The sequence below is a fragment of the Aquibium pacificum genome (genome assembly GCF_040839445.1).
Lineage (GTDB): Bacteria > Pseudomonadota > Alphaproteobacteria > Rhizobiales > Rhizobiaceae > Aquibium > Aquibium pacificus.
This window is the reverse complement of the sequence record NZ_JBDPGJ010000001.1, coordinates 409,005-433,323: the sequence shown is the minus strand read 5'-3', so window position 1 is coordinate 433,323 and position 24,319 is coordinate 409,005. Positions and strand designations below refer to the sequence as shown.

The following is a 24,319-nucleotide window of genomic DNA, read 5'->3' as shown; positions in this document are numbered from 1 at the left end:
CATCTCCCCAACTTCGCAGGACGCGAGCCGTTCCGTATTCGTCGCATACCCGCAAAATGCCTGGAACCGGCGGCGGAAGCGCCTATGCCGCCGAATTCTTCCTGGTAAGGCTCTCTTCCCAGGCGAGCGATGTCTCGATGATGTCGTCGAGCGCGTCGAATTTCGGTGTCCACGCGAGTTCCTTGCGCGCGCGCCCGGCGTTGGCGATGACGGAGGCGAGATCGCCCGGCCGACGCGGGGCGAAGTTGACGCGGAAATCGCTGCCCGTGAGCTTCTTGGCGCTGGCGATCACCTCTTGCACGGAATAGCCGTGGCCGTAGCCGCAGTTGGCGACCAGGTTCCCGCCGCCCGAGCGCAGCCTGCGAAGGGCGAGCTTGTGCGCCAGCGTCAGATCCGAGACATGGATGAAGTCGCGAATGCCCGTCCCGTCCGGCGTGTCGTAGTCGCTGCCGTAGACGTCGACATGGCCGCGCTTTCCCGCCGCCGCCTCGCAGACCACCTTGATGAGATGGGTGGCGCCCGCGGTCGACTGGCCGGTGCGTCCCTTCGGATCGGCGCCCGCGACGTTGAAGTAGCGCAGGACGGCGTAATTCAGCGGATGCGCGATGGCGACGTCCCGCAGCATCAGTTCGACCATCAGCTTCGACATGCCGTAGGGCGTCTGCGGCGCGATCAGCGCCTCCTCGTCCAGCGGCTCGGCGCCGCCGGCCGCGTAGATCGCGGCGGTCGAGGAGAAGATGAAATGCTTCACGCCGCACTCGACCGCATGGGCGATCAGCGCGCGCGACTTGCAGGTGTTGTTCTCGTAGTAGCCGAGCGGGTTCGCAATGGAATCCGGCACGACCACGGAGCCGGCAAAGTGAATGATCGCATCAACTTGGTGCTGCTTGATGATTCTGCGCACGAGGCGGCGGTCCGCGACGTCGCCCTTGTAGAAAGCGGCCTCGGCCGGCAGCGCCCATTCGAAGCCCGTCGACAGATTGTCGAGCACGACGACGTCCTCGCCCGCGTCGAGCAGTTCCCACACCATGTGGCTGCCGATATATCCGGCGCCCCCCGTGACAAGCACAGCCATCTGACCGCTTCCCGCCCTGTTTCGGTTACCGACACGTCCCGGTGCCGGAGTGAGCGCAGTATGGGCAGAATTGGTCTGAGGCGCGCTTAAGTCGTTCGGCGCAATTTTAAGTAAAAGGCCGATTCAGCGATTGCTGATCCACTCGCCGAGCCGGTTCGCGGCCTCTTCCAGCTGGTCGAGCCTGCGGTGGAAACAGAGCCTGAGATACCCGTCGCCTCCCGCGCCGAAGGCGGTGCCTGGTGCCAGCCCCACGTTGGCGCGGTCGACGATCTCGAAGGCGGCTGCCCTCGCGTCCGGCATGCCGTCGACGGCGAAAAAGAGATAGAACGCGCCCTGCGGCGCCGACAGCCGGACGCGCCCGGTATCGCCGAGGATCCTACACACGAGGTCTCGCGCCTGGGCTGCGCGCCGCACCTGTTCGGCGACGAACCCGTCGCCATGGTTCAAGGCCGCGACCGCGCCGCGCTGCAGGAATTGCGGCACGCCGGAGTTCGAGTACTGGATGAGGTTCTCGAACGTCTGTTGAAGTTCCGGATGAAGGCGCAACCAGCCGATCCGCCAGCCGGTCATCGCCCAGTTCTTGGAAAAGCTGTTGACGAACAGCACCCTGTCATCGGGCTCCATGACGTCGAGGAACGACGCGGCGCGCTGGCCGTCGTAGTGGAACAACGCGTAGATCTCGTCGGCGATGATCCAGAGCCCGTGCCTGCGAGACAGATCGAGGATCGCCTTCAGCGTTTCGCGATCGGCCGTCCATCCTGTCGGATTCGACGGCGAATTGACGAAGATCGCTCGGGTCTTCGGCGTGATGGCGGCGGCCAGCTTTTCCGGATCGAGCATCCAGCCATTATCGGAGAATTCGAGTTGGACGGGCACCGGCTTCGTGCCCACGATGCTGGCGGCCGCGGGGAAGTTCGGCCAGGCCGGCGACAGGTAGACCGCCTCGTCGCCCGCGTGCACAGTGGCCTGCAAGGCAAGCTGGATCGCATGCATGCCCGAGCCGGTGACCATGAACTCCTCCGGCTGGAAATCCCTGCCGAAGTGACGGCCGTGATAGTCGGCGAGCGCGGTGCGCAGTTCCGGGATGCCGCGCTGCCAGGTGTAGAAGGTCTCGCCGTTCCGCAGCCCCTCGATTGCCGCGTTCGAGATGAACTCCGGCGTGGCCATATCACCCTCCCCCGCCCACAACGGGATGATGCCGGGCCGCTCCCGTCCGTAGTCGATGATGGTCGAGATGCCGCTGTCGGGCGCCAGCCGCGCCTCGGCCGTGAGTTGGTCCAGAAGGGTCATGTGGAGAAGAGCGCCGATCGAGGTTGCGGTGGAAGATTGGCGGGTCGGTGGGGCCGTAACGTCAGGTCATGCCCGGATAGTTCGGGCTCTCGCGAGTGATCGTGACGTCATGGGTGTGGCTTTCGCGCAGGCCCGCGCCGGAGATGCGTACGAAGGTCGCCTTGGTCCGCAGTTCCTCCAGGTCTTTCGCCCCGACGTAGCCCATGGCGGCCCTCAGGCCGCCGGCCAGCTGGTGCAGGACACCGCTCACCGGCCCCTTGAAGGGCACCTGCCCCTCGATGCCTTCCGGCACCAGCTTGAGCGTGTCGCGTACCTCCGCCTGGAAATAGCGGTCGGCTGAGCCTCGCGCCATGGCGCCGACCGAGCCCATGCCGCGATAGGCCTTGAAGGAACGGCCCTGGTGCAGGTAGACCTCGCCCGGGCTCTCTTCGGTGCCGGCGAGCAGCGAGCCGACCATCGCAGCGCTGGCGCCCGCCGCGAGCGCCTTGGCAAGATCGCCCGAATACTTGATGCCGCCGTCAGCGATGACCGAGATGCCCTGCCGGTCCGCCGCCTCCACCGCGGCCATGATCGCGGAGAGCTGCGGCACGCCCACGCCCGCCACGATGCGGGTCGTGCAGATGGAGCCCGGTCCGATGCCGACCTTGACGGCATCCGCGCCGGCGTCGATCAGGGCCTGTGTTCCCTCGGCCGTCGCGACGTTGCCGGCCATGATGCGGACCGAATTAGACAGCGTCTTGGCCCGCGTGACGGCCTCGAGCACGCGCTGCGAATGGCCGTGCGCCGTGTCGATGACGAGAAGGTCGACCCCGGCCTCGATAAGCCGCTGGGCCCGCTCGAAGCCATCCTCGCCAACCGTGGTGGCCGCCGCGACCCGCAGCCGCCCCTGCGCGTCCTTGGCGGCATTCGGGTTGAGCTGCGACTTCTCGATGTCCTTGACCGTGATCAGCCCGACGCAGTGGCCGCGTTCGTCCACCACGAGCAGCTTCTCGATGCGACGCTGGTGCAGGAGCCGCTTGGCCTCTTCCTGGTCGACGTTTTCCGACACCGTGACGAGGTTCTCCTTCGTCATCAGTTCCGCGACCCGCTGGCTGGGGTCGGAGGCGAAGCGGACGTCGCGGTTGGTAAGGATGCCGACGAGCCGCCCCATGGTCTGGCCGCCCAGACCGCCGTCTTCGACCACCGGAATGCCCGAGATGCCGTGCGCGCGCATCAGAGCCTGCGCGTCGCCCAGCGTGGCTTCTGGTCCGATCGTCACCGGGTTGACCACCATCCCGGACTCGAACTTCTTGACCTGCCGCACCTCCTCGGCCTGCTGTTCGGGCGAGAGGTTGCGGTGGATCACGCCGATACCGCCGGCCTGGGCCATGGCGATCGCCAGTCGGGACTCCGTCACCGTATCCATGGCGGCCGAGAGGATCGGGACGTTGAGGTCGATGTCGCGGGCGATGCGGGTGCGCACGTCGGTCTGCCCGGGCATCACGTCGGAGTGGCCGGGCTGCAGCAGCACATCGTCGAAGGTCAGCGCTTCGGTGCCGGTTGCGGATACGATGATTCTCGCCATGGCCATTCCTTTAAAGTTGAAATCGGCGCCAGTCATTCGACCGCGCCGACTCTCCGGTTTCCCGTTGATGAATGGCGCTGGCTGGTACCATGGCCGCATGACAAAGAAAAGGCATTAGCGAGCATCTCCGGTTCCCAAATCCAGTCGATCGAACAGGTCCGCCAGAAAGGGTATCCACCGGCACGAGTACCTGCTCGCACGCGCTCTCAATCGGAACCGCCGCCCCTTCTCGATCTTTTGTGGCCGAATGCATTCTGCGGGACAGACCCCGCGAGCCCGTGTTAACGCCCCTCCAGGTCAAGAACAGGAACCTGCGTTGAACCGAACCATTCCGCTCGTGCTCGCTGTTGCCCTCTTCATGGAGCAGATGGACTCCACCGTCATCGCGACCTCGCTCCCGGCGATCGCCGCGGACATCGACACGAACCCGATTGCCCTCAAGCTCGCCCTGACAGCCTACCTCGTGTCGGTGGCGATCTTCATTCCGATCAGTGCCTGGATGGCGGATCGCTTCGGCGCCAAGCGGGTGTTCTGTACGGCGATCGGCGTTTTCGTTCTCGGATCGATCGCCTGCGCGACGGCGTCCTCGCTCGGCGGCTTCGTCCTGGCGCGGTTCCTTCAGGGCATGGGCGGCTCGATGATGACGCCCGTCGCCCGGCTACTGCTCGTGCGCGCGACGCCGAGGAGCAATCTCGTCTCCGCGATGGCCTGGCTGACAGTCCCGGCGCTCGTGGGGCCGCTGGTCGGACCGCCGGTCGGCGGCTTCATCACGACTTTCGTCAGCTGGCACTGGATCTTCCTCATCAACGTGCCGATCGGCGTAGCCGGAATCTGCGCAGCCTGGCTGCTCCTGCCGGAACTGGAGCGCGGCATCGCCGGGCGCATCGACTTCGCCGGCTTTGCGCTATCGGGAATGGCCGCCGCGGGCATCGTTTTCGGCCTCTCCGTCGTCAGCCTGCCCGCGCTTCCGCCGGTGTTCGGTTTCGCAACGCTCGCGCTCGGCATCTGCTCGGGCTTGCTCTACTTCCGGCACGCCCGGCGCGTCGAAAGGCCGATCCTCGACCTAGGGCTCTTCCGCAACCCGGTGTTCCGGGCAGCGATCAGCGGCGGCTCGCTTTTCCGCATCGGAGCCGGCGCGACACCCTTCCTGCTGCCGCTCATGTTCCAGCTCGGCTTCGGCCTCTCGCCTTTCCAGTCGGGTATGCTGACCTTCGCAGGAGCGTTCGGCGCGATCGGCATGAAGTTCTTCGCCAGCACAACCCTGCGCAAGGGTGGCTTCCGGACCGTGCTCATATCGACCGCAATTGCCGGCGGCATCTTCATCGGCGTCGCTGCGGCCTTCACGGCCGAGACTCCAGCCTGGATGATCATCGCCGTGCTCATCGTGGGCGGTTTCTTGCGTTCTCTCTTCTTCACCTCCGCCAACGCGCTGGTCTTCGCCGACATCGGCGACGACAAGGCGGGACAGGCCACCGCGATCGCTGCCGTCACCCAGCAGATTTCCATCGCGCTGGGCGTCGCGCTGGCCGGCGGCATCCTGGAGGGGGTGGCAATGTTCAGCGGCGACACGCTCGGGGCAACTGCATTCGCGATTGCCTTCGTGCTGGTCGGTCTCGTGACGTCCCTGGCCGCGCTTCCGTTCCTGGCGCTTCCGCCGGATGCGGGCAGCACCGTCTCCGGCCACCGCTCCGGCGGCGTGAATTCGCGCTCCCAGGTCGTGCCCGCGAAATAGGCGGCGGGATCTACTCCTGCTGCTCCTCGCGCTCAACGCGCCCCTTGAAGCCCTTGGCCAGGAGATAAAGCTCGACGGACTCTTCGCGTGAGGCCGGCGGCTTGACGTGATGGACGCTGGCAAAGCTCCTCTTGAGCATGTCCAGCACCTCGTTCTCCGTGCCGCCCTGGAAGGTCTTGGCGAGGAAGTGCCCGCCCGGCTTCAGGACGCTGACGGCGAAATCGGCGGCGACCTCGCACAGTTGCATGGTGCGGATGTGATCCGTCCGCCGATGGCCCGTGGTCGGGGCCGCCATGTCGGATATGACGACGTCGGGCGCGCCGCCGAGCGCCTCGATCAGTCTGTCGGGCGCGGCGGGATCGAGGAAGTCCATCTTCAGGAAGACGGTGCCGGGCACCGCGTCCATCCCGAGATAGTCGATCGCCACGATGGAAGGATTGTCGTCCGTCGAGCCTGTCCGCCGGGCGGCGACCTGGCTCCACCCTCCCGGCGCCGCGCCGAGATCGATCACCCTGGCACCCGGCTTCAGGAGCTTGTAGCGGTCGTCGATCTCGATCAGCTTGAACGCTGCGCGCGATCGGAAACCCTCCGCCTTGGCGCGGTGTACGTACGGATCGTTGAGATGCCGCTCCAACCACCGCCGCGACGAGTTCTTCAGGCCGCGCTTCTTCTTAATGCGCGTCTTGAGCGCGCGCGGTCCCGCGCCTCCGATTGGCTTCTTCATGCGCGCTGCTGCCGATGTTCGCGGCCGCGCCGCCAGGCCCCGTCCTCTGCCATGAGCTCGGCGAGGATGCCTTCGCGCAGCCCGCGGTCCGCCACCCGAAGCCGCTGCGAGGGCCAGACACGGCGAATCGCCTCCAGGATCGCGCAGCCGGCCAGCACGAGGTCGGCGCGGTCGGGTCCGATGCACGGGTTAGCCACCCGCTGGTCGAACTCCCACCCAACAAGATTGGAGACCATGCGGTCGACGTCGCCCGCCTCCATCCAGAGCCCGTCGACGCGGCGGCGATCGTAGCGGGGCAGTTCGAGGAAAATACCGGCAAGGGTCGTCACGGTCCCCGACGTGCCCAGCAGATGGAATCGGTCGCTTCTTGCGATCTCACCCAGCTTCTCCCGACCCTCGAATACATCGAGCATGGCCGCTACGTCCTCGACCATCGCGGCAAATATCTCGGGCGTGACGTGGCGGCCGCCGAATCGTTCGGAAAGCGAGACGACACCGACCGGCAGTGATGTCCAGGATACGATGTGGTCGGCAAGCCGCCCGGTGCGTCTCACGGAAATGTCGATGAGCGCAATCTCGGACGATCCGCCGCCGATGTCGAACAGCACGACCCCTTCCGTGTCTTTCTCGACAAGCGAGCCGCAGCCGGACACCGCCAGTCGCGCCTCCGTCTCGCGGTCGATCACCTCGAGGACCAGCCCGGTGCTCTCCGTCACCCGGGCCAGAAACTCGGCACCATTCGCGGCCGACCGGCAGGCTTCCGTCGCGATCAGCCTGGCCTTGCGGATGTCGCGGCTGGCGAGCTTTTCGGCGCAGTTCTTCAGGGCCTCGACGGCGCGGTGCATGGCGAGTTCGCCGAGCCGTCCGCTACCGGACAGTCCCTCCCCCAGCCGCACGATGCGCGAGAAGGCATCGACGACGCGGAACTGCCCCGGCCTGGTCGGCACCGCCACCAAGAGCCGGCAATTGTTGGTCCCGAGATCCAGCGCCGCATAAGCCGGCGCGCCACCTCCCGGCCGCCGCCACGGCAGCGCGGTCGGGTCCTGGGCGGCTGCTCGCGCGGAGGCGGCGGCAAGAGGAACTACCGCGGCGACCGGAGGAAGCGGACCGGCCAACGCGCTGCCGGACGGCTGCGGAGCCGCGCCACTTAGCGTCGGCGCACCGTCTCGCGCATACACCTTCCGTCCGCGGCGACGCTTTCGCCGCTTCTTGGTTCGCTGGTCCTGCGACGTGCCGTCCTGCTTCCCGGGGACCGCAGCGCCCGTGCCGTTCACCGGTGCGGCCTGCTTTTGCGCCGCATTGCGGTGTCGGCGGCGCTTCTTGGCCCTGACACCCTGGGAAGCCCCGGCGTCCGGCGGAGTACCGCCGTCTTCGAGGTTCTTCAAAAGTCCATCCTTCCGGCGCCGCGCTTCCTTGCGGATGCTGCAGGCGCGATACTCTTCGCGTTGCACGCAATGTAACAGCGGCGCGCCAAATCACAAAGGAATTTGGAGAACGCCGCATCAGCTCTTCGAACTCTCCAGTCGATTTCCGTGCCGACGTTTCCGATCCCTCTTGACTCCACCCGGCAACTAGTCAAACGTTTAATGAACAGGGAGGAGAACAAGCCGCCATGCTCGCGCAGGCACGGCCCGACAACGACGTCAGCACGGCGATACTGTACGCCGGCGAACGCGCATTCGCCGAGTATGGCTACAACGGCGCCTCCATGCGCGCCATCGCCCGCGATGCCGGCGTCAATCAGGCCATGATCGCCTACTATTACGGCTCCAAGGAAGGCCTGCTGCAAGCCATCATGCTTCGCCGCTCGACCTTCGTGAATTCCCAGCGTGAAAAGCGGCTCGGTGTGCTGTTCGCTGGCGGGCAGCCGACGGTCGAGCAACTGGTCGAGGCGTTTCTCGCACCGCTGATCGAACTCGGCACCGACGATCGGCTTGGCGGATATTCCTACGTGAAGCTGCTCGCGGTCCTCACCCACTCGGTGGACGACCTGGCCAAGCGCATCGTGGCCGAGAACTTCGACGGCATCGCGCGGCGTTTCGTCGATGCATTCAGAACGATCGAACCGGACATGAGCGAAAGCGACGCCATACGCGCCTACCTGCTCTCGCTGGGCGCCGGTATTGCATCCGTCGGCATCGAGGGGCGCGCCGGCCGCATGTCCGGGACCTACGACCACATTGCCACGCCGGAACTCGTCAGGTCCGTCGTCGCCTTCTCGAGCGCGGGGGTCCGTGCCCTGATGAAAGTCCACTAGACGCCAGATCGAACAAAGGGAGGTTTTTATGTTCGAGAACAGCAAGTTGAAGTCCTTGGTGGCTGCCGCGGCACTTGCCGCGTCCGCCGTCGCCGTCCAGGCGGAGACGATCGACGCCACGATCGTCGCCGGTCATCCGCCGGTGTTCCGCTGGGTCAAGCATGCCAGCCAGACCTTCATTCCCGCGGTGAACAAGGCACTGGAAGGCACTGACTACACGATAAAATGGGACGAGCAGTACGGCGGCTCGCTCGCCAAGGTGGGCGACGAACTGGAGGCTACCGAGGAAGGCCTCGCGCAGGTCGGTCTCGTCTCGTCCGTTTTCGATCCGGCGAAGCTATCGCTGCAGAACGTCAGCTACTACACGCCCTTCGTCTCGAGCGATCCGGCGCTCGTGGCCAACACGGTCGACAGCCTGCACTCTACCAACGCCAACATGAAGGCGACCTGGGAGGAGAACGGCCTCGAGTATCTCGGCGGACCGACGGCCATCGACGACTACCTGCTGATGACCACCTTCCCGATCAACTCCATCGATGACCTGAAGGGCAAGAAGATCGGCGCGCCCGGGCCGGCGGTGAACTGGCTGGCAGGAACCGGTGCGGTCGGCGTCTCCGGCAACCTCACCACCTACTATAACGAGATCAAGACCGGCGTTTACGACGGCGTCATCGTCTTCGCGACCGCCGCCCTGCCGGGCAAGCTCTACGAGGTTGCTCCCTACGTCACGAAGGTCGGCTTCGGGGCGCAGTATGCCGGCGCGATGGCGGCCAACAAGGACTGGTACGACGAGCAGCCGGAAGCCGTGCAGAAGGCTCTCAAGGCCGGTGGCGAAGCCTTTAAGGCGGCCTATCTGGCCGATCTCGGCGCAGCCGTCGAGGCCGGCCTGAAAGCCATGTCCGAACAGGGCGCGACGATCACCGAGGTGGACGACGAGTTCCGCCAGAAGTGGGCCGCCGGCATGGACAACGTCGCCCAGACCTGGGCCAAGCAGGTTGACGGCGAAGGCAAGGCCGGAACCGAGATCCTGAAGGCGTACATGGACGCCATCCGCGCGGCCGGCGGCAAGCCCGTCCGCGACTGGGACCAGGAATAGCCTCGAAAGTCTTATCCCATGTCTCTGGAAAGTTCGCCGGAGCCGCGTCGCGGCTCCGGTCCGATGAAGACAATCCGCCGGGTGGCCGACGCGATGTCGACGGCACTCAACGTGATCGGCACCCTGCTCATCCTCGGGTTGGTCATCCTCGTCAACGCCGACGTGATCGGTCGGGAGTTCTTCCTGTCGCCGATTTCGGGCGTACCGGAGATCGTCTCGATGTCCATCGTCGCCATCGTCTTCCTCCAGGTGTCGCAGGCATTTCGCATGGGTCGCTTTACGCGCACGGACGCCTTTCTCGACGCGGTTTCGCGCCGCTCGCCGCGCGTGCGCAGCGCAGTCGAACTCCTGTACGTGGTCGCCGCCCTCGCACTCATCTGGTTTCTCTTCTCGGCCAGCTACCCGCTTTTCGACAAGGCATGGCAGCGTGGCACCTATGTCGGGACGGTCGGCGACTTCACCGCGCCCGATTGGCCCGTCAAGCTCGTCATCCTCATCGGCAGCGTGGCGCTGATGGTCCAGATGGTCATTGCCGGCGTGATCGCCCTCCTCGGCGTCATCCATCCGGAAGACGTTCACGGAGACGGGCGATGAGCGCCTTCGAAATAGGGCTGGCGACGCTCGGCGCCATGATGGTGCTGGTCTATGCCGGTCTCTGGGTGCCTATCGCGCTCATGCTGTGCTCCTATGTCGGCGTCTGGATGATCAAGGGTTCGCCGCTGCTCGCCGGAAAGCTTCTGGCGCTGGCAGCATCCGAGACCATCTCCTCCTATTTCTTCGGCGTCGTGCCTCTCTTCGTCCTGATGGGGTTCCTGGTTTCGGTCACGGGGCTCGGCAGCGATGCCTACGACGTCGCGAACCAGCTCTTCCGACGCCTGAAGGGTGGTCTTGGCGTCTCGACCGTCGCCGCCAACGCCATCTTCGCCGCCATTACCGGAATTTCGATCGCCTCGGCGGCCGTCTTCACCCGCATCGCGGTCCCCGAGATGGTTCGCCACGGCTATACCAAGAAGTTTTCGGTCGGCGTCGTCGCCGGCTCCTCGGTGCTTGGAATGCTGATCCCCCCGAGCCTCTTGCTCATCCTCTATGGCCTGCTGACGGAACAATCGGTCGGCGACCTGTTCGTGGCCGGCGTCCTTCCGGGTATCCTGCTTGCGATCGTCTTCGCGACCGGTGTCGTCTGCATGGCCTATTTCTGGCCCTCCTTCATCGGCGAGAGCCTGTCCGAGGACACCGAGCACGATCTCGGCCCGCGCGAGATGATCGTCAAGGGCCTGCCGATCGCGGGGTTGATCGTGCTGGTCCTGGGCGGCATCTACACCGGCGCCTTCACGCCCATCGAGGCCGGGGCGGTCGGCTGCCTCGGCGCCATCATCATCGGCTTGTTCCGGCGTGCGCTCACGCCGTCGAACTTCTGGCAGGTGTTGACCGACACGGGTCTGGTCACCGCCTCCGTGTGCTTCCTCATCATCGCGGCGCAGATGTACTCGCGCATGCTGTCGCTTTCGGGCGTGCCCAACGAGTTCGGCGCCTTCGTGGCGACCGCCGACATCGGCTTCTGGGGCGTGATCATCGCCTACGTGGCGCTGGTGATCGTGATGGGCACGATCCTGGATTCCTCCTCGATCATGCTGATCCTGGTGCCTCTGATGCTGCCCGTCGTGCAGCCAATGGGCGTCGATCTCGTCTGGTTCGGCATCGTCACGGTGATTGCCGTGGAGATCGGCCTACTCACGCCGCCCTTCGGCATTTCCGTCTTCGTCATCAAGTCCACCCTGGACGACGACACAATCAGCCTGGGCGACATATTCCGCGGCGCAGCGCCGTTCGCCCTGATGATGCTCTTCGTGCTCGTCCTGGTCATGATCTTCCCGTCCATCGCCACCCTTCCGCTCGGCCGCTGAGGAGACACGAATGCCACGCCGTATTGTCGACCTGTCCGTCCCGCTGGAGATGGGGATCGCGTCCGACCCGCCGATGGCGCTGCCCAGGATCGACTATCTCGACCATCAGATGACGGTCGGCCAGATCCTGCCCTTCTTCCCGGGCCTGACGAAGGAACAGCTTCCGAACGGCGAGGGCTGGGCGGTCGAACAGCTCAACATCTCGACCCACAACGGAACCCATCTGGACGCGCCCTGGCACTACGGTTCGACCATGAGCGATGGCAAGCGGGCGATCACCATCGACGAGGTGCCGCTGGAATGGTGCTTCAATCCGGGCGTGAAGCTGGATTTCCGCGATTTAGACGACGGCTACGTCGCAACCGCCGCCGACGTCGAGGCCGAACTGAAGCGCATCGGCCACGAATTGCGGCCGCTCGACATCGTCGTCGTCAACACGGCCGCGGGCGCCCACTACGGCCAGCCGGACTACGTCTCCAGGGGCTGCGGCATGGGCCGCGAAGCGACCCTCTATCTCCTGGAGCGTGGCGTGCGCGTGACGGGTACCGACGCCTGGAGCTGGGACGCGCCCTTCGTCCACACGGCGAGGAAGTTCTCCGAAACCCACGATCCAAAGCTGATCTGGGAAGGCCACCGTGCCGGCATGGAGATCGGATACAGCCACATCGAAAAGCTCTCCAACCTCGAAGGGCTGCCGGCGACGGGATACGAGATCGCCTGCTTCCCCTTCAAGATCAAGGGCGCGTCGGCCGGCTTCACCCGCGCCGTCGCCATCTTCAACGACTGAGGAAACCAACCATGGCTCGCAAGAACGACAAGATCATCATCACCTGCGCCGTCACCGGCGGCGTCCACACGCCGACCATGTCGGACGCGCTTCCGATCACACCCGACCAGATCGCCCGGCAGTCGATCGAGGCGGCGGAAGCCGGCGCGTCGATCATCCACCTCCATGCGCGCGATCCCGAGACCGGCAAGCCGACGCCCGATCCGGCGGTCTTCATGCAGTTCCTGCCGCGCATCAAGCAGTCCACCGATGCCGTGGTGAACATCACCACCGGCGGCGGGCTCGGCATGACGGTCCAGGAGCGGCTGGCCGCGCCGCTGAAGGCCGAGCCGGAGCTCTGCTCTCTCAACATGGGCTCCATGAACTTCGCCCTGCATCCGCTCGCCGGCAAGTACAAGGAATGGAAGCATTCCTGGGAGAAGCCCTATCTGGAAGCGACGGACGACTACATCTTCCGCAACACCTTCCGCGATATCGCCTACATCCTGAAGCATCTCGGCGAAGGCTGCGGCACGCGCTTCGAACACGAGTGCTACGACGTCGGCCACCTCTACAACCTTGCCCATTTCGTCGACCAGGGGCTGGTCAAGCCGCCGTTCCTCGTGCAGTCGATCTTCGGCATCCTCGGCGGCATCGGCGCGGACGTCGAGAATGTCGCCTTCATGAAGCAGACGGCCGACCGCCTGTTCGGCGACGACTACGTCTGGTCGGTGCTGGCGGCCGGTCGCTTCCAGATGCCCTTCATCACCCACGCAGCCCTGCTCGGCGGCCATGTGCGCGTCGGGCTGGAGGATTCGCTCTACATCGGCAAAGGCAAGCTCGCGGGGTCGAATGCCGAGCAGGTCGCCAAGATCCGCAAGATCCTGGAGGAACTCGGCCACGGCATCGCGAGCCCCGCCGAAGCGCGCGAGATGCTGGCCCTCAAGGGCGGCGACCGGGTGGCGTTCTGATGAACGCCACCGTCCAGGACAAGGCGATCGTCCAGTTCGACTGTGTCGGCACGGCGGTCGGCAAGATGCGCAACGAACTTGCCGTCAAGATGTCCCTCCCCTTCCCGGAAGGACCGTTCGAACTCGCCACCGACGAGGGCTCCTTCCATGGCGGCGATGCCAGCGCGCCGCCGCCGCTGGCGCTCTTCGTCGGCGGACTGACCGGCTGCATCATGACGCAGATCCGCGCCTTCGCGAAACGCCTCGGCATGAAGCTCGACGACCTGAAGGTCGAGACGCGGGTGCAGTGGAACTGGGAGGCAGCCGGCCGGGTCTACGAGACCGCGCCCAGGAGCTTCGAGATCGACGTCCTGATCGACAGCCCCGATGCCGAGGACAAGGTGGTCGCGCTCATCGAGACCGCCAAAAAGGGCTGCTTCATTGAGCAGACGCTCGGTCGGCAGAACACGATCCGCCACCGAATGAAGACCGCCGGCGGCTGGAAGGAAGTCTGACATGGCAAACCCGATCGACGGCTTCACCGTCTCGCGAGACGACATCCGCTATGTGGGTCACGACCTGCAGCGCCCGGAATGCATCCTCGCCGAGCGCGACGGCAGCCTGTGGGCCGCCGATGCGCGCTCCGGCGTCATGCACATCCGCCCCGACGGGTCCCAGCACCTGATCGCGCAGAGCCATGCGAACGCCTTCGAAACCGCCACCGACGAAGCGAAGCGCTTCACGGAAGGAACGCTGCCCAACGGGCTCGCCTTTGCCCGCGACGGTTCGATCTACATCTCGAACTTCGGCACCGACTGTTTGGAGATCATGACCAGGGACGGCGAGACCAAGGTGCTGCTCGACCGGATCGACGGCAAGCCGATCGGCAAGGTCAACTTCGTGCTACGGGATTCGAAGGACCGGCTCTGGGTGACGGTGTCGACGCAGATCAGGAACTGGATGGAAGCGGCGAGCCGCCGCGTCGAGGACGGGTCGATCGTGCTCGTCGACGGAGACAATGTCCGCACGGTCGCCACCGGCATCGCCTTCACCAACGAGGTGCGGCTCGATGCCAGGGAGGAATGGCTCTACGTGGTCGAGACGACCGGCCGCAAGATCACCCGCTTCCGCGTTGCGGACGACGGCGCGCTCTCGGACCGCCAGACCTTCGGGCCGGAAGACCACGGCGCTTTCATCGACGGCATCGCCTTCGATTCGTACGGCAATCTGTGGGGCACCCACGTGATGACGGACCGCATCTTCGCAATCACCCCGGAGGGCGAGTTGCGCATCATCCTCGACGACGACAATCCCGAAGCCAGCAAGCGGCTTCTGGATGCCTTCGAACGGGGTCAATCCACGCCCGACCTCATGCTCGCCGCCGGAGGTACGATCGCCCCATGGTTCGCCAGCGTCACTTTCGGAGGTCCGGACCTGAGGAACGTCTATATCGGTTCATTGAGGGGGACGCGTATTCCGTGGTTCCGCAGCCCGGTGGCGGGGCTGCCGATGGTCCACTGGAACGACCCGCGGCCGTGAGTGCGTAGGCCGACCAGCGGTTTTTTTTGGATGTCGAAATGGATCGCGAGCCTCGGCGCGCGATCCATTAGCTATTCGGTTCGCGGTGATGCGGGTTCCGCCCGTGTGTCGTCCGCAGACGCGACATTTCGGTCGAAGAGGGGGCCGTCGGAGAACTCTCCACTGATCTCGATCACCTTCGCACGCGCGGTGTTCCAAGCTGCTTGCGAGTAGGCACCGCTGAAGTTGATCGCGTCGACTGCAAGGGCGAGGACGGCGACGAGAAGCAAGAGACGCATTTCGTGTGCTCCGGTTTGACCGACCGTAAACGTCCGCCGCGACCTCCGGTTCCTGTTCTTCTCGGCTCTTGTCTGCCTCGCCGGCACGGAGGGAAGAGCAGTATGTCTCGATGCGGCCGCGATCGTGCAACTGAAGGCCCCCCGCCGCACCGATAGGATGGGGCCTCGGACCCTCAGGCGATCTCGACTTGCCGCGAAACCAGCCGCTCGACCAGGCGGTCGATGTGGCCGTCCGATACGCCGGCCCAGGAGAGATACTGCGAAAAGCCGCCGTAGCGGTCCGCGACGTGGCCGAGGAAGACACGCATCGTTTCCGGTTCGCTCGCGAGCAGGATCGCGGCGGCTTCGGCGCTCAGGCCGCGCAGCAATGCGGCTTCGCGCAGACGCTTAATCAGCGACGCCGCGGTGCTCGCGGTGAGCGCATAGTCTTGCACGATATCGTCCCAGGGGACGCCGGCGAGCCCCAGCAACATCGCCGCCACGATGCCGGTCCGGTCCTTGCCGGCCGTGCAGTTGAACAGCACGATGCCCTCGCTCGCCTCCGCGATCGTCGTCGCAACCTTGCCGAGTGCGGGCCCGCAGATCTCGACGGCGCTGACATAGCGTTCGGCGAGGCTGAATGGCGTCGACGACGACAGCAGCGCATCGACGGGGGCAAGGCTGTCGAACAGCGGGATGTGGCGGTAGTCCACGGACCGGTGCCCGGCGAAGACGCTCGGGTGCCGCAGGAGTTCGAGATCGCTGCGCAGGTCGACGACCGTCGCCAGACCGAGTTCGATCAGCGTGCCTATGTCGGTCTCGGTCAGCGACTGAAGACCGTCCGCCCTCAGCACCGAACGCCAGCGGGTCGTGCCGCCGCCCGGCAATGCATAGCCGCCGAGATCGCGGACGTTGAACGCGCCGCCCAGGCGGATGTGACGTTCGAAGGTTGCGGGCATCAGCGGATTCCGGATTTCATGAACGAGTCGACCACCTGTCTTTGCAGGACGAGGTAGAGCGCGAGGATGGGCAGCGACGCAAGTGTGGCGGCTGCCATCAGCGGTCCCCAGTCGTTGCCCTCCTGCGTCATGAAGAACTGCAGCCCGATCTGGACGACCGAGTTTTCCATGCGCCGGATGAGGAGCAGCGGCCAGAAATACTCGTTCCACGCCGAGATGAAGCAGAGGATGGAAACGGAGGCGAGCGGCGCTCGAAGGTTCGGCAGGACGACTTCCAGAAGGATGCGCAGGCTGCCGGCGCCGTCCATGCGCGCGGCCTCGACGACCTCGCGCGGAAAGCCGCGCATCGCATTGTAGAGCACCAGCACCGCGAAGGCCGCCGCCGCGTTGGGGATGACGAGACCTGCGACCGAGTCCAGTAGCCCAAGCCTCGCGGCCAGCACGTAGTTCGGGATCATCACCACCTGGAACGGGACGAGCCAGGACAGCGCAATCAGTGATCGTGCCAGCGCACCGCCGGGAAATCGCCAGCGCACCAGCGCCCATGCGGCGAGGACGCCGGTGGCGACCTGCGCCAGGGTGGTGGCGCCGGCCATGACCACCGTGTTGCCGAGGATGCGCAGGATCGGCATGGCGGAAAGCACGTGGAGATAGTTCTGGAACGTCGGCGCCGACGGGAACAACCCGCCGGAGAATATCTCGTTCTCGGCGCGGAACGAGCTCTGGATCATCCAGTAGACCGGGAAGATCGCCAGGACGGAGAGCGTGATCATCACCCCGTGGGCCGCGACCCGTCCTATGCGCCGTTCATTCGTCATAGACGGCGAGCCTCCGCATGAGGGCCAGACAGCCGAGCGCGATGAGCCCGAAGACGACGAAGACCAGCATGCCCGCCGCCGTGCTCCAGCCGGCGGCCATGGTCTTGAAGCCGTATTCCCACATCACGTGGAAAACGTTCGTCGTCGAGCGCAGGGGACCGCCGCCTGTCAGCGCGTTGATGTAGACGAAGCTCCACTGCGCGCCGAACAGGATGGTCATCATCGTGATCAGGAGGATGGTGGGCGACATCAACGGCAGGCGTATGTCGCGCACGATCTGCCAGCCGCTGGCGCCGTCCATCCGCGCGGCCTCGATGTAGGTCGGATTGATCGCGCTGTCGGCGGCCGCGAAAAGCAAGGTCGAAAAGCCGATGAGCTTCCAGCCGGTGATCCATACCAGCGTCCACAGCGCCACGTCCGGATCGCTCAGGAAGCCGACCTTCGCCAGGCCGGCACCTGCGAGCCAGGCGTTGACCAGCCCATGGTCCTCGTTGAGCAGCCAGCGCCACAGGATTGCGGCGACAATCGGCGCGACGATCATCGGCACGAAGATCAGCGCACGGTAGAAGTTGCGAAGCGGACCACCGAGGTTTCCCGTCACCAGCGCGACAGCGAGCGGAATGCCGACCGAAAGCGGCAGGAGGCCGATCGTGTAGAGGATGGTGTTGACGACCGCCTGGCGCATGTCGGGCAGGCCGAGCAGGTTCCGGTAGTTGTCGAGGCCGACGAAGCGCGGCGTCGCGCGCGGCAGCATGTTCCACTGATAGAAGGACAGCTCGAACGCCTGCAGCAACGGCACATAGACCCAAAGTACCACGACCGCCAGCGCCGGCGCGAGATAGAGCCATGGCTCGACGGTCGAAAGCCGGATCCGCGGGATGGCCCGTGGCGGCGCGCCGGCGGCGAAGACGGTCGTATCTGTCATGATGGTTGCCGGAGCCGCCGTGCCGGGACGGGTTCTCCCGCCCCGGCGCGCGCGCTTCGTCCTCGATCCAGCATCAGTCCTGCGGCATCAGCGACTGCCCGAGGTCCTGCGCCTTCTTCAGCACCTCGCGCGGGTCGCCGTCGCCGAAGACGGCCTCGGTCACTGCCTCCTTCATCATGTTCTCGACCTGACGGTAGTTCGGACCGGGAAAGGCGACGTTCGGCGTCAGCCGGTCGAGTTGCGCGACGTTGGCCTTGAACTTCGGGTTGGCGGCGTACCAGTCCTTCAGGTAGCGCGGATCGTCCAGCGTGCCGAGACGCAGCGGCAGGTAGCCGATCTTCGAGGTGATCACCGAATAGGCTTCGTCGGAGGTCAGGAACTTCATCAGTTCCCAGGCAGCGCGCTGCTTCACGGGGTCCTGCGAGAACATGAAGATCGCCGAGCCGGAGTTCGTCGGCGCGGTCGGCTTGTCGCCGAACGCCGGCATCGGCGCGAGGCCGACCTCGAACTTGCCTTCCGCCGCCGTCTCGAAGCGGCTGAGCACGGCCGAGGTGAAGAGGAACATGCCCAGGTTGCCGGACGCGAAGGTGTCCATGTGGGCGCCGACGTCGATGCGGGCGTGCGCACCCGAATCCATCAGGTCGCGCAGCATGACCACGGCATCGGCCTGGTCCTTGTCGGCGAAGGTGAGCGTGTTTCCGTCGCGCACCTTGCCGCCGCCGTTCGACATGACGATCGCCTGGTAGACGAAAGTGCCGTCGATCGGTCCGTAGGCGCCCGGGAAGAAGCCGTGCTTGCCGGTCTTCTCGGCGATCTGCTTGCCTGCGACCTTGACCTCTTCCCAGGTACGCGGCGACTGGTCGGGATCGAGACCGGCCTCGCGGAACAGGTCGCGGTTCATGAACATCACCGGCGTCGAGAAGACATAGGCGAGACCGTAGGTCTTGCCGTCGACCTCGCCGAGCGCCAGCCCGTTCGGCACGAAACCGGCGGCATGGGCTGCGAGTTCGTCACCGGCCAAGTCCTCCAGCGGCTGGGCTCCGAGCTCGTTGGCCGCGTAGATCAGGTCGCGGAAGACGAGCTGCGCCACGTCGACCTCGATGCCGGCCACCATGTCGGCCTGCACGCGCGACAGCACCTCGTTTGAAGGGGCCGCGATGGGCTCGACGTGTACGTTCGGGTTGGCTGCCTCGAAGCGTGCGATCAGGTCGAGCGTGGCTTCGCGGCCGAGCCCGGCCGAGGCGAGATTGTAGTTGTAGAAGGTGATGGTGACGGGCTCGTCGACGCTCTGCGCCATCTGCGCCTGCGCGGAGGCTAAGAACCCGCCCGCCAGAAAGGCGGCCGAGAGCGCGAGCGCGAAAAAATGTCTGCGGATCATGGGATGGACCTTTCGTCGGGAGGGGAGGATCATTCGGCCGCCGTGGGGACGGGCATGGCGCGCTGCCGCAGGAGTTCCAGCGGGTAGACGTTGAGTTCGGCACGATCGGCCGGCAGGGGCACGAAGGCGACGGTCAGGCCGCTGGTGCGGATCGTGCCGATGGCGAAGGACGCGCCGCGCACCATGCGCAGGATGTCGGCGCGTAGGATGTCGGTGGCCGCGTGCTGGCCCATGCCCACGACGACGGGAATGCCGTGCCAGGAAGACACCCGGTCGTGGTGGATGTGACCGGAGAGGATGCCGACAACGTTTCGGCCCTTCAGCATGCCGGCGAGCCGCTGCGACTGGTCGAAGTCGACCGTGCGCCAGTGGGCGATGTCCGGTCCATCGCCGAGCGCCGGCGGATGATGCGACACGATCAGCTTCGGCAGGTCGCCGTGACGATCGAGGGCGGCTGCGAGCCAGTCGAATTGCGCCTCCTCTATCGTGCCGCCGATGAAGCCCGGCGTGCTGGAATCGAGGCTGATGACGTGGATGCCATCGATCACCGCATCATGATCGTAGGGCGCGTCGAGATCATCCTCGCGGCCGAGCATTCCGCGGTAGAAACCCTCGCGGGTGTCGTGATTCCCGAGCGCGTAGACGACCGGCACATCCAGCGCCGACATCAGCTCCTTCAGCACGCCGTAGCTCTCCGCGTCGCCGCGGTTCGATAGATCGCCGCTCGCCACCACGAACCTCGGCTTCGGGTCGACCGTGCCGACAAGGCGCAGGATCTCGGCCAGCGTCGTGCGCGTGTCGCTGAAGAGATGATCGTCGCGGTCCGGATCGCCGATATGCAGGTCGGTCAGGTGAATGAAAGTGACAGGCTGCGCCATGCGGCTTCTCCGGATTCGTGTGCTGGGGGATTGGAACGAGCGCGCGGTTCGACGCGCCGGCCGTCTTCCCGACGGAAGGCGTGGACGGCGCCGGGCGCGGCACGCAGCCCCAGGCGACCAGCCGGAACAAGCGTCGCGGCCGGCAGGGCTACGGCGAAGGATATTTCCCCGATGCTTCCGTGCAGGTGGAGTTCGTTGCCGAGATCTTCGAGAATTTCCGGATCGAACGGCAGCACGTCGTCCGCCCCGGCCTGCGCGACAAGACTGAGATCGCCCGGACGAAGGCCGATCTCGATTGCGGCGCCGGACGGAAGATCGAAACACAGCTCGGGCCACGGCACGTGTCCACCCTCGACCACCGCCCTGCCCCGCCGGTCGATCGCCGCGGGAAGGAAGTTCATCGGCGGAGAACCGAGGAAGTTGGCGACGAAGCGGCTCACCGGATGACGGAACACCTCGGCCGGGGTGCCGACCTGCTCGATCAAGCCCTGGTTCATGACGACCAGCCGGTCGGCGAGCGTCATCGCCTCGACCTGATCGTGGGTGACGAAGACGCTCGTGGTCTTCAGTTCGCGGTGCAGGCGCTTGATCTCGAGCCGCATCTGGATACGCAGCTTGGCGTCGAGGTTGGACAAGGGTTCGTCAAAAAGGAAGATGCCGGGCTCCCGCACCATCGCACGGCCCATGGCGACACGCTGCCGCTGCCCGCCGGAAAGCTGCGCGGGCTTGCGCTCCAGGAGATCGCCGAGGCCGAGCGTTTCGGCCACGCGGGCGACGCGGCGGGCGCGCTCCGGCTGGCGGATGCCGGCTACCTTGAGCGCGTAGCCGACGTTCTCGGCAACGGTCATGTGCGGATAGAGCGCGTAGTTCTGGAACACCATCGCGCAGCCGCGGCGTCCCGGCTCGATGTCATTGACGACACGCCCGTCGATGGCGATCTCACCGGCGGTGATGTCCTCCAGGCCGGCGATCATGCGCAGGAGCGTGGACTTGCCGCACCCCGAGGGGCCGAGGATGACGAGAAAGCTGCCGTCCTCGACCGACAGGTCCAGTCCGCGGACAGCCGGCGTCCTGCCATAGACCTTGTGGACGTTCGTGATGTCGATCGAGGCCATGTCGCCGCCGGTTCGTTTGCACCGAAGCATGAGTAGGCTGCTGCCATTGCCGCGACATGACAGGTTTCGGACGCCGTTCGAATTCGCACCGGACAGGCCTGGTCGAGAGCAGACTCCGCACCCTCAGGACAGGCGGCGGAACATCGGCGCCACCACCTCGACGATCCGCGCGATGACCGCGTCGGGATCGGAGAAGTCGATCGCATGGTCAGTCAGCACCTCGTTGCGCACGCGGCTCCGCGTAACCTGAGACCGGATGCCGAGCGCGCAGCTCATGCGCCAGCCGATCCCGGCGTCATCGAGCCAGGGCGCGAGCTGGCGCAGATAGACCATGAAGGCCCGATGGTGCTCGACACCCTCGATGATCGCCCGGTAGATCTCCGGATCGCGGCTGCGTTGCGACATCGAGTTGAAATGGGCAAGGACGCGGTATTTCGAGGTCGGCTCCAGGCTCCAGCGTACGGAGGGACCGACCAGCGCCGCGATCACCTCCTCGATCAGCGGCGGCTCGGGATGGCGCCGCTGCACCGCCCGGTTGAGCAGATTCATGCGCTCCTGGTTCAAGCGCCGGTAGACGCGCTCGGCGGTGGCGACGATCAGGCGCTCCTGGGAGCCGAAATGATAATTGACGGAGGACGGCGTCACCCCCGCTTCCCTGGCGAGCCGGCGCACGGTCAGATCGTCGACACACTCGACCTCGCAGAGCATCCGCTCGCAGGCATCGAGCAGCCGGACGGATGTGTGGTTCATGGCGGAGCCCTTCAGCCGATCAAACGCCGCGACAGGCTACGCCCCCTGCTTGAAGCCTGGATGACCTAAGGACGGAATGGCAGGAATGGCTCGCTTTCGTTGTCCAGGGACGCACCGCTGCAAACGGCGAATTCGCCGGCGCAGCTGGCTCGCAAGCCACACGGGAAGCCCAATCGGCTGCAGAATCGCCGGCCGCCGGCTTGGCCGACAAGCGCCGGACCTTGTCGTAGGCTGGAGCGGATGAAGGAGATCGTACCCTCCAATACAGCTTGGGAAGCTGGCGCTTTCGCAGCGAAACCCGCTCCATAGATGTAGAACCCCAAGCTACATCGATCAATTTTCTCGAATGTTTTCAATGCTCGCGCAGAACGATCGAACGACGGCAGAGCGCCCTTGCCGGTGGTGTCGTTCCCATTCCAAACCTCTTTTCTTCGGCAGCCATCCAAGAGGGGAGATCGCTCCAAGGGTGAGATAGCGCTTGCTGTGGCACCGAAAATCTGCTCAGTTGACTGGACAACTTCAGAAGGTTGCGGATGTCGAAAGCGCGCGCCAGCTTGGGACCGCTCTACCTGCAGATCGCCGAGGGTCTGAAGGTCCGGATCAGCGACCTCGGGCCCGGAGCGCGCCTTCCCAGCGAGCCCCAACTCGCAAAGGACTGGGGTGTCAGCCGGTTCACCGTCGCCAAGGCGGTCGAACAACTGGTTGACGAAGGCCTTGTCACGCGCCGCCAGGGAAGCGGGTCGTTCGTCGCGGAGGCGCCTCTGCGTCGGGCCCCCGGTTACCTCCTCAGCTTCACCGAGGCGGTGGAAGCCGCGGGCCACAAGGCGTCGCATCGTCTTCTCGCTTTCGAAGCCGCGGACTGGAACGACTCCCTCCCCTATGCCTACGGAACGGACCTCATGCTTCTCGATCGGCTCCGACTTGTCGACGGACGTGCCGTGGCGCGTCACCGGTCGTGGCTCTCGGCGGATCTGGTTGCCGAGACCAGTCTGTCCCTCGACGTCGCGAACCAGCCGTCCTTTTCCCTCTACCGTCATTTCGAGCGCCAGGGTCTGACGGTTGCGAGCGCAACCGAGAGGTTGTTTGCCTGCAGCGCGGATGAAGAGGATCGAAAGCTGCTCGGGCTGCCGAAGGACGGCGTCGTCGTTTCCGTCACCCGGCACTCCTTCGCCGCCGATGGCCGTCTGCTCGACGCCGTCAGCGCCATCTATGACGCCCGCCGGTATTCCTACGAGGCACGCCTCTTCCGGCGGCATCATTCGGGGAACCACCAGAAACAGGAGCACCACAATGAACAGACTGGCATTGATCAGCGCGGCTTCCTTGGCCCTCGCCTCGGGCCTTGGAGCAACTGAGGCATCGGCGCAGGACAAGCGCGCGGCTTTGATCGTCGCGCAGGGCGGATTGGGCGACCAGTCCTACAACGACCTCGCCAACTCCGGCTTCCAGCGCGCCATCGAGGAAACCGGGATCGAGGGTCGCGCCGTGGAGTCCGACGACGTCGTGGCACAGGCCGCCGAGATCCTACGCCGCGCATCCGATGCAGGGTTCGGTCTCATCGTCGACCTCGAATACTCCCATGGCGAACCGATGGTCGAGGTGGCCCCGGATTACCCGGACACCGACTATGTCATCCTCAACCAGGTGCGCGAGGGAGACAACATTGCCTCGGTCCTCTTCCAGGAACAGGAAGGCTCCTACCTGGCCGGCACGCTCGCGGCCCTGGTGACGATCGACGACTCCATCAAGGGCATCAATCCCGAGCCGATCATCGGCGTGATCGGCGGCACGAAGTCGGCCGGCATCGACAAGTTCATCGCCGGCTATATCGAGGGCGCCAAGGCGGCCAATCCCGACGTCGAGGTAAAGGTCGCTTATTCCAACAACTTCGGCGACCCGTCGATCGGGCTCCAGATGGCGAAAGCCATGTTCGAGGAAGGCGCGGACATCGTCTACCAGGTCGCCGGCGGCACCGGAATGGGCGTCATTCAGGCCGCGAAAGAGGAAGGTCACTATGCGATCGGCGTCGACACCGACCAGGACGGCATCGCTCCGGGCGCGGTTCTCGCCAGCATGATCAAGCGCACGGACGTTGCCGTCGAGGAAGTCGTCAAGGGTTATGCCAAGGGCGAGTTCCCGGGCGGCGAAACCATCACCTTCGGGCTCAAGGAGAACGGCGTCGGCCTCTCCGAGATGAAGCACACGAAGGACATCATCCCGGCCGAAATCCTGGAAAAGGTCGAACAGGCCAAGCAGGACATTCTCTCGGGCAAGGTGAAGGTGTGGAACGTCGTGGATCAGGGCTATCCCGACTATCTCAAGTAAGTTCAACCCGCCGAATG

Annotated in this window: 24 protein-coding genes; 11 read left to right on the top strand and 13 right to left on the bottom strand. The window is 65.4% G+C overall.

The window, feature by feature from the left end:
- Positions 1-82: 82 nt before the first annotated feature.
- The 3 genes from galE to guaB all read right to left on the bottom strand — a co-directional run bounded on the left by galE (position 83) and on the right by guaB (position 3,929).
- Positions 83-1,075 carry a UDP-glucose 4-epimerase GalE gene (gene galE, locus ABGN05_RS02130; RefSeq protein WP_367952342.1) on the bottom strand — a complete coding sequence of 331 codons (993 nt, stop codon included), beginning with the start codon at positions 1,073-1,075 and terminating at the stop codon, positions 83-85.
- Positions 1,076-1,198: 123 nt separating this feature from the next.
- On the bottom strand, positions 1,199-2,365 hold the full coding sequence (locus ABGN05_RS02125) for a pyridoxal phosphate-dependent aminotransferase (RefSeq protein ID WP_367952341.1): 1,167 nt from the start codon (positions 2,363-2,365) through the stop codon (positions 1,199-1,201).
- A gap of 61 nt (positions 2,366-2,426) precedes the next feature.
- The gene (guaB, locus tag ABGN05_RS02120; protein WP_367952340.1) at positions 2,427-3,929 is read right to left on the bottom strand and encodes an IMP dehydrogenase; all 1,503 of its coding nucleotides are present in this window, start codon (positions 3,927-3,929) and stop codon (positions 2,427-2,429) included.
- A gap of 316 nt (positions 3,930-4,245) precedes the next feature.
- Here guaB and ABGN05_RS02115 point away from each other — a divergent pair, with 316 nt between their 5' ends.
- Positions 4,246-5,661: an MFS transporter gene (locus ABGN05_RS02115; RefSeq protein ID WP_367952339.1), complete on the top strand. Its 1,416-nt coding sequence runs from the start codon at positions 4,246-4,248 to the stop codon at positions 5,659-5,661.
- A 10-nt stretch (positions 5,662-5,671) separates the two neighbouring features.
- Here the strand turns inward: ABGN05_RS02115 and ABGN05_RS02110 are convergent, their stop codons facing one another.
- Positions 5,672-6,385, bottom strand: coding sequence for an RlmE family RNA methyltransferase (locus tag ABGN05_RS02110; RefSeq protein ID WP_367952338.1), 714 nt, complete (start codon positions 6,383-6,385; stop codon positions 5,672-5,674).
- Positions 6,382-7,848 carry a Ppx/GppA phosphatase family protein gene (locus ABGN05_RS02105; protein WP_373695889.1) on the bottom strand — a complete coding sequence of 489 codons (1,467 nt, stop codon included), beginning with the start codon at positions 7,846-7,848 and terminating at the stop codon, positions 6,382-6,384. Before ABGN05_RS02105 ends, ABGN05_RS02110 begins: the two co-directional genes overlap by 4 nt.
- Before the next feature lie 149 nt (positions 7,849-7,997).
- Between ABGN05_RS02105 and ABGN05_RS02100 the strand changes: the two genes are divergently transcribed.
- The 8 genes from ABGN05_RS02100 to ABGN05_RS02065 all read left to right on the top strand — a co-directional run bounded on the left by ABGN05_RS02100 (position 7,998) and on the right by ABGN05_RS02065 (position 14,897).
- Positions 7,998-8,642 carry a TetR/AcrR family transcriptional regulator gene (locus tag ABGN05_RS02100; protein ID WP_367952335.1) on the top strand — a complete coding sequence of 215 codons (645 nt, stop codon included), beginning with the start codon at positions 7,998-8,000 and terminating at the stop codon, positions 8,640-8,642.
- Positions 8,643-8,670: 28 nt separating this feature from the next.
- Positions 8,671-9,738: a C4-dicarboxylate TRAP transporter substrate-binding protein gene (locus ABGN05_RS02095; protein ID WP_367952334.1), complete on the top strand. Its 1,068-nt coding sequence runs from the start codon at positions 8,671-8,673 to the stop codon at positions 9,736-9,738.
- Between the two features lie 63 nt (positions 9,739-9,801).
- Complete coding sequence (locus ABGN05_RS02090) at positions 9,802-10,332, top strand: TRAP transporter small permease subunit (RefSeq protein WP_367952333.1); 531 nt, start codon at positions 9,802-9,804, stop codon at positions 10,330-10,332.
- Positions 10,329-11,642: a TRAP transporter large permease gene (locus ABGN05_RS02085; protein WP_367952332.1), complete on the top strand. Its 1,314-nt coding sequence runs from the start codon at positions 10,329-10,331 to the stop codon at positions 11,640-11,642. The genes ABGN05_RS02090 and ABGN05_RS02085 overlap by 4 nt, the downstream gene beginning before the upstream one ends.
- A gap of 10 nt (positions 11,643-11,652) precedes the next feature.
- Entirely contained in the window at positions 11,653-12,429 is a 777-nt protein-coding gene (locus tag ABGN05_RS02080) for a cyclase family protein (RefSeq protein ID WP_367952331.1), read from the top strand.
- Positions 12,430-12,440: 11 nt separating this feature from the next.
- Positions 12,441-13,379 carry a 3,5-dioxohexanoate:acetyl-CoA acetone transferase gene (kce, locus tag ABGN05_RS02075; protein WP_367952330.1) on the top strand — a complete coding sequence of 313 codons (939 nt, stop codon included), beginning with the start codon at positions 12,441-12,443 and terminating at the stop codon, positions 13,377-13,379.
- Positions 13,379-13,873: an OsmC-related (seleno)protein gene (locus ABGN05_RS02070; protein ID WP_367952329.1), complete on the top strand. Its 495-nt coding sequence runs from the start codon at positions 13,379-13,381 to the stop codon at positions 13,871-13,873. Before kce ends, ABGN05_RS02070 begins: the two co-directional genes overlap by 1 nt.
- 1 nt (position 13,874) lies before the next feature.
- Positions 13,875-14,897 (top strand): SMP-30/gluconolactonase/LRE family protein, encoded by a 1,023-nt coding sequence (locus tag ABGN05_RS02065; RefSeq protein ID WP_367952328.1) that lies wholly within the window; start codon positions 13,875-13,877, stop codon positions 14,895-14,897.
- Between the two features lie 71 nt (positions 14,898-14,968).
- Here ABGN05_RS02065 and ABGN05_RS02060 read toward each other — a convergent pair whose 3' ends face one another.
- The 8 genes from ABGN05_RS02060 to ABGN05_RS02025 all read right to left on the bottom strand — a co-directional run bounded on the left by ABGN05_RS02060 (position 14,969) and on the right by ABGN05_RS02025 (position 21,977).
- Positions 14,969-15,175: a hypothetical protein gene (locus ABGN05_RS02060; protein ID WP_367952327.1), complete on the bottom strand. Its 207-nt coding sequence runs from the start codon at positions 15,173-15,175 to the stop codon at positions 14,969-14,971.
- Between the two features lie 173 nt (positions 15,176-15,348).
- A complete protein-coding gene (locus ABGN05_RS02055; RefSeq protein WP_367952326.1) occupies positions 15,349-16,113 on the bottom strand; it encodes a tyrosine-protein phosphatase in 765 nt (254 codons plus the stop codon).
- Complete coding sequence (locus tag ABGN05_RS02050) at positions 16,113-16,931, bottom strand: carbohydrate ABC transporter permease (RefSeq protein ID WP_367952325.1); 819 nt, start codon at positions 16,929-16,931, stop codon at positions 16,113-16,115. Before ABGN05_RS02050 ends, ABGN05_RS02055 begins: the two co-directional genes overlap by 1 nt.
- Positions 16,921-17,856: a carbohydrate ABC transporter permease gene (locus ABGN05_RS02045; RefSeq protein ID WP_367952324.1), complete on the bottom strand. Its 936-nt coding sequence runs from the start codon at positions 17,854-17,856 to the stop codon at positions 16,921-16,923. Before ABGN05_RS02045 ends, ABGN05_RS02050 begins: the two co-directional genes overlap by 11 nt.
- Positions 17,857-17,929: 73 nt before the next feature.
- Positions 17,930-19,234 (bottom strand): ABC transporter substrate-binding protein, encoded by a 1,305-nt coding sequence (locus ABGN05_RS02040; RefSeq protein ID WP_367952323.1) that lies wholly within the window; start codon positions 19,232-19,234, stop codon positions 17,930-17,932.
- A 29-nt stretch (positions 19,235-19,263) separates the two neighbouring features.
- The gene (locus ABGN05_RS02035; protein WP_367952322.1) at positions 19,264-20,112 is read right to left on the bottom strand and encodes a metallophosphoesterase; all 849 of its coding nucleotides are present in this window, start codon (positions 20,110-20,112) and stop codon (positions 19,264-19,266) included.
- Positions 20,082-21,227 carry an ABC transporter ATP-binding protein gene (locus ABGN05_RS02030; protein WP_367952321.1) on the bottom strand — a complete coding sequence of 382 codons (1,146 nt, stop codon included), beginning with the start codon at positions 21,225-21,227 and terminating at the stop codon, positions 20,082-20,084. The genes ABGN05_RS02035 and ABGN05_RS02030 overlap by 31 nt, the downstream gene beginning before the upstream one ends.
- A gap of 123 nt (positions 21,228-21,350) precedes the next feature.
- On the bottom strand, positions 21,351-21,977 hold the full coding sequence (locus tag ABGN05_RS02025; RefSeq protein WP_367952320.1) for a TetR/AcrR family transcriptional regulator: 627 nt from the start codon (positions 21,975-21,977) through the stop codon (positions 21,351-21,353).
- Positions 21,978-22,510: 533 nt separating this feature from the next.
- On the opposite strand from ABGN05_RS02025, the gene ABGN05_RS02020 reads away from it, so the two are divergent.
- Complete coding sequence (locus tag ABGN05_RS02020; protein ID WP_367952319.1) at positions 22,511-23,332, top strand: GntR family transcriptional regulator; 822 nt, start codon at positions 22,511-22,513, stop codon at positions 23,330-23,332.
- Entirely contained in the window at positions 23,268-24,302 is a 1,035-nt protein-coding gene (locus ABGN05_RS02015) for a BMP family lipoprotein (RefSeq protein WP_367952318.1), read from the top strand. The genes ABGN05_RS02020 and ABGN05_RS02015 overlap by 65 nt, the downstream gene beginning before the upstream one ends.
- Positions 24,303-24,319: the final 17 nt, after the last annotated feature.

Coding starts and splice junctions, on each gene's coding strand:
- ABGN05_RS02070 (WP_367952329.1), top strand. CDS start 13,379: ATGAACGCCACCGTCCAGGACAAGGCGATCGTCCAGTTCGACTGTGTC.
- ABGN05_RS02080 (WP_367952331.1), top strand. CDS start 11,653: ATGCCACGCCGTATTGTCGACCTGTCCGTCCCGCTGGAGATGGGGATC.
- guaB (WP_367952340.1), bottom strand. CDS start 3,929: ATGGCGAGAATCATCGTATCCGCAACCGGCACCGAAGCGCTGACCTTC.
- ABGN05_RS02015 (WP_367952318.1), top strand. CDS start 23,268: ATGAACAGACTGGCATTGATCAGCGCGGCTTCCTTGGCCCTCGCCTCG.
- kce (WP_367952330.1), top strand. CDS start 12,441: ATGGCTCGCAAGAACGACAAGATCATCATCACCTGCGCCGTCACCGGC.
- ABGN05_RS02025 (WP_367952320.1), bottom strand. CDS start 21,977: ATGAACCACACATCCGTCCGGCTGCTCGATGCCTGCGAGCGGATGCTC.
- ABGN05_RS02100 (WP_367952335.1), top strand. CDS start 7,998: ATGCTCGCGCAGGCACGGCCCGACAACGACGTCAGCACGGCGATACTG.
- ABGN05_RS02035 (WP_367952322.1), bottom strand. CDS start 20,112: ATGGCGCAGCCTGTCACTTTCATTCACCTGACCGACCTGCATATCGGC.
- ABGN05_RS02085 (WP_367952332.1), top strand. CDS start 10,329: ATGAGCGCCTTCGAAATAGGGCTGGCGACGCTCGGCGCCATGATGGTG.
- ABGN05_RS02020 (WP_367952319.1), top strand. CDS start 22,511: ATGTCGAAAGCGCGCGCCAGCTTGGGACCGCTCTACCTGCAGATCGCC.
- ABGN05_RS02040 (WP_367952323.1), bottom strand. CDS start 19,234: ATGATCCGCAGACATTTTTTCGCGCTCGCGCTCTCGGCCGCCTTTCTG.
- ABGN05_RS02055 (WP_367952326.1), bottom strand. CDS start 16,113: ATGCCCGCAACCTTCGAACGTCACATCCGCCTGGGCGGCGCGTTCAAC.
- ABGN05_RS02065 (WP_367952328.1), top strand. CDS start 13,875: ATGGCAAACCCGATCGACGGCTTCACCGTCTCGCGAGACGACATCCGC.
- galE (WP_367952342.1), bottom strand. CDS start 1,075: ATGGCTGTGCTTGTCACGGGGGGCGCCGGATATATCGGCAGCCACATG.
- ABGN05_RS02060 (WP_367952327.1), bottom strand. CDS start 15,175: ATGCGTCTCTTGCTTCTCGTCGCCGTCCTCGCCCTTGCAGTCGACGCG.
- ABGN05_RS02045 (WP_367952324.1), bottom strand. CDS start 17,856: ATGACAGATACGACCGTCTTCGCCGCCGGCGCGCCGCCACGGGCCATC.
- ABGN05_RS02090 (WP_367952333.1), top strand. CDS start 9,802: ATGAAGACAATCCGCCGGGTGGCCGACGCGATGTCGACGGCACTCAAC.
- ABGN05_RS02110 (WP_367952338.1), bottom strand. CDS start 6,385: ATGAAGAAGCCAATCGGAGGCGCGGGACCGCGCGCGCTCAAGACGCGC.
- ABGN05_RS02125 (WP_367952341.1), bottom strand. CDS start 2,365: ATGACCCTTCTGGACCAACTCACGGCCGAGGCGCGGCTGGCGCCCGAC.
- ABGN05_RS02050 (WP_367952325.1), bottom strand. CDS start 16,931: ATGACGAATGAACGGCGCATAGGACGGGTCGCGGCCCACGGGGTGATG.
- ABGN05_RS02030 (WP_367952321.1), bottom strand. CDS start 21,227: ATGGCCTCGATCGACATCACGAACGTCCACAAGGTCTATGGCAGGACG.
- ABGN05_RS02095 (WP_367952334.1), top strand. CDS start 8,671: ATGTTCGAGAACAGCAAGTTGAAGTCCTTGGTGGCTGCCGCGGCACTT.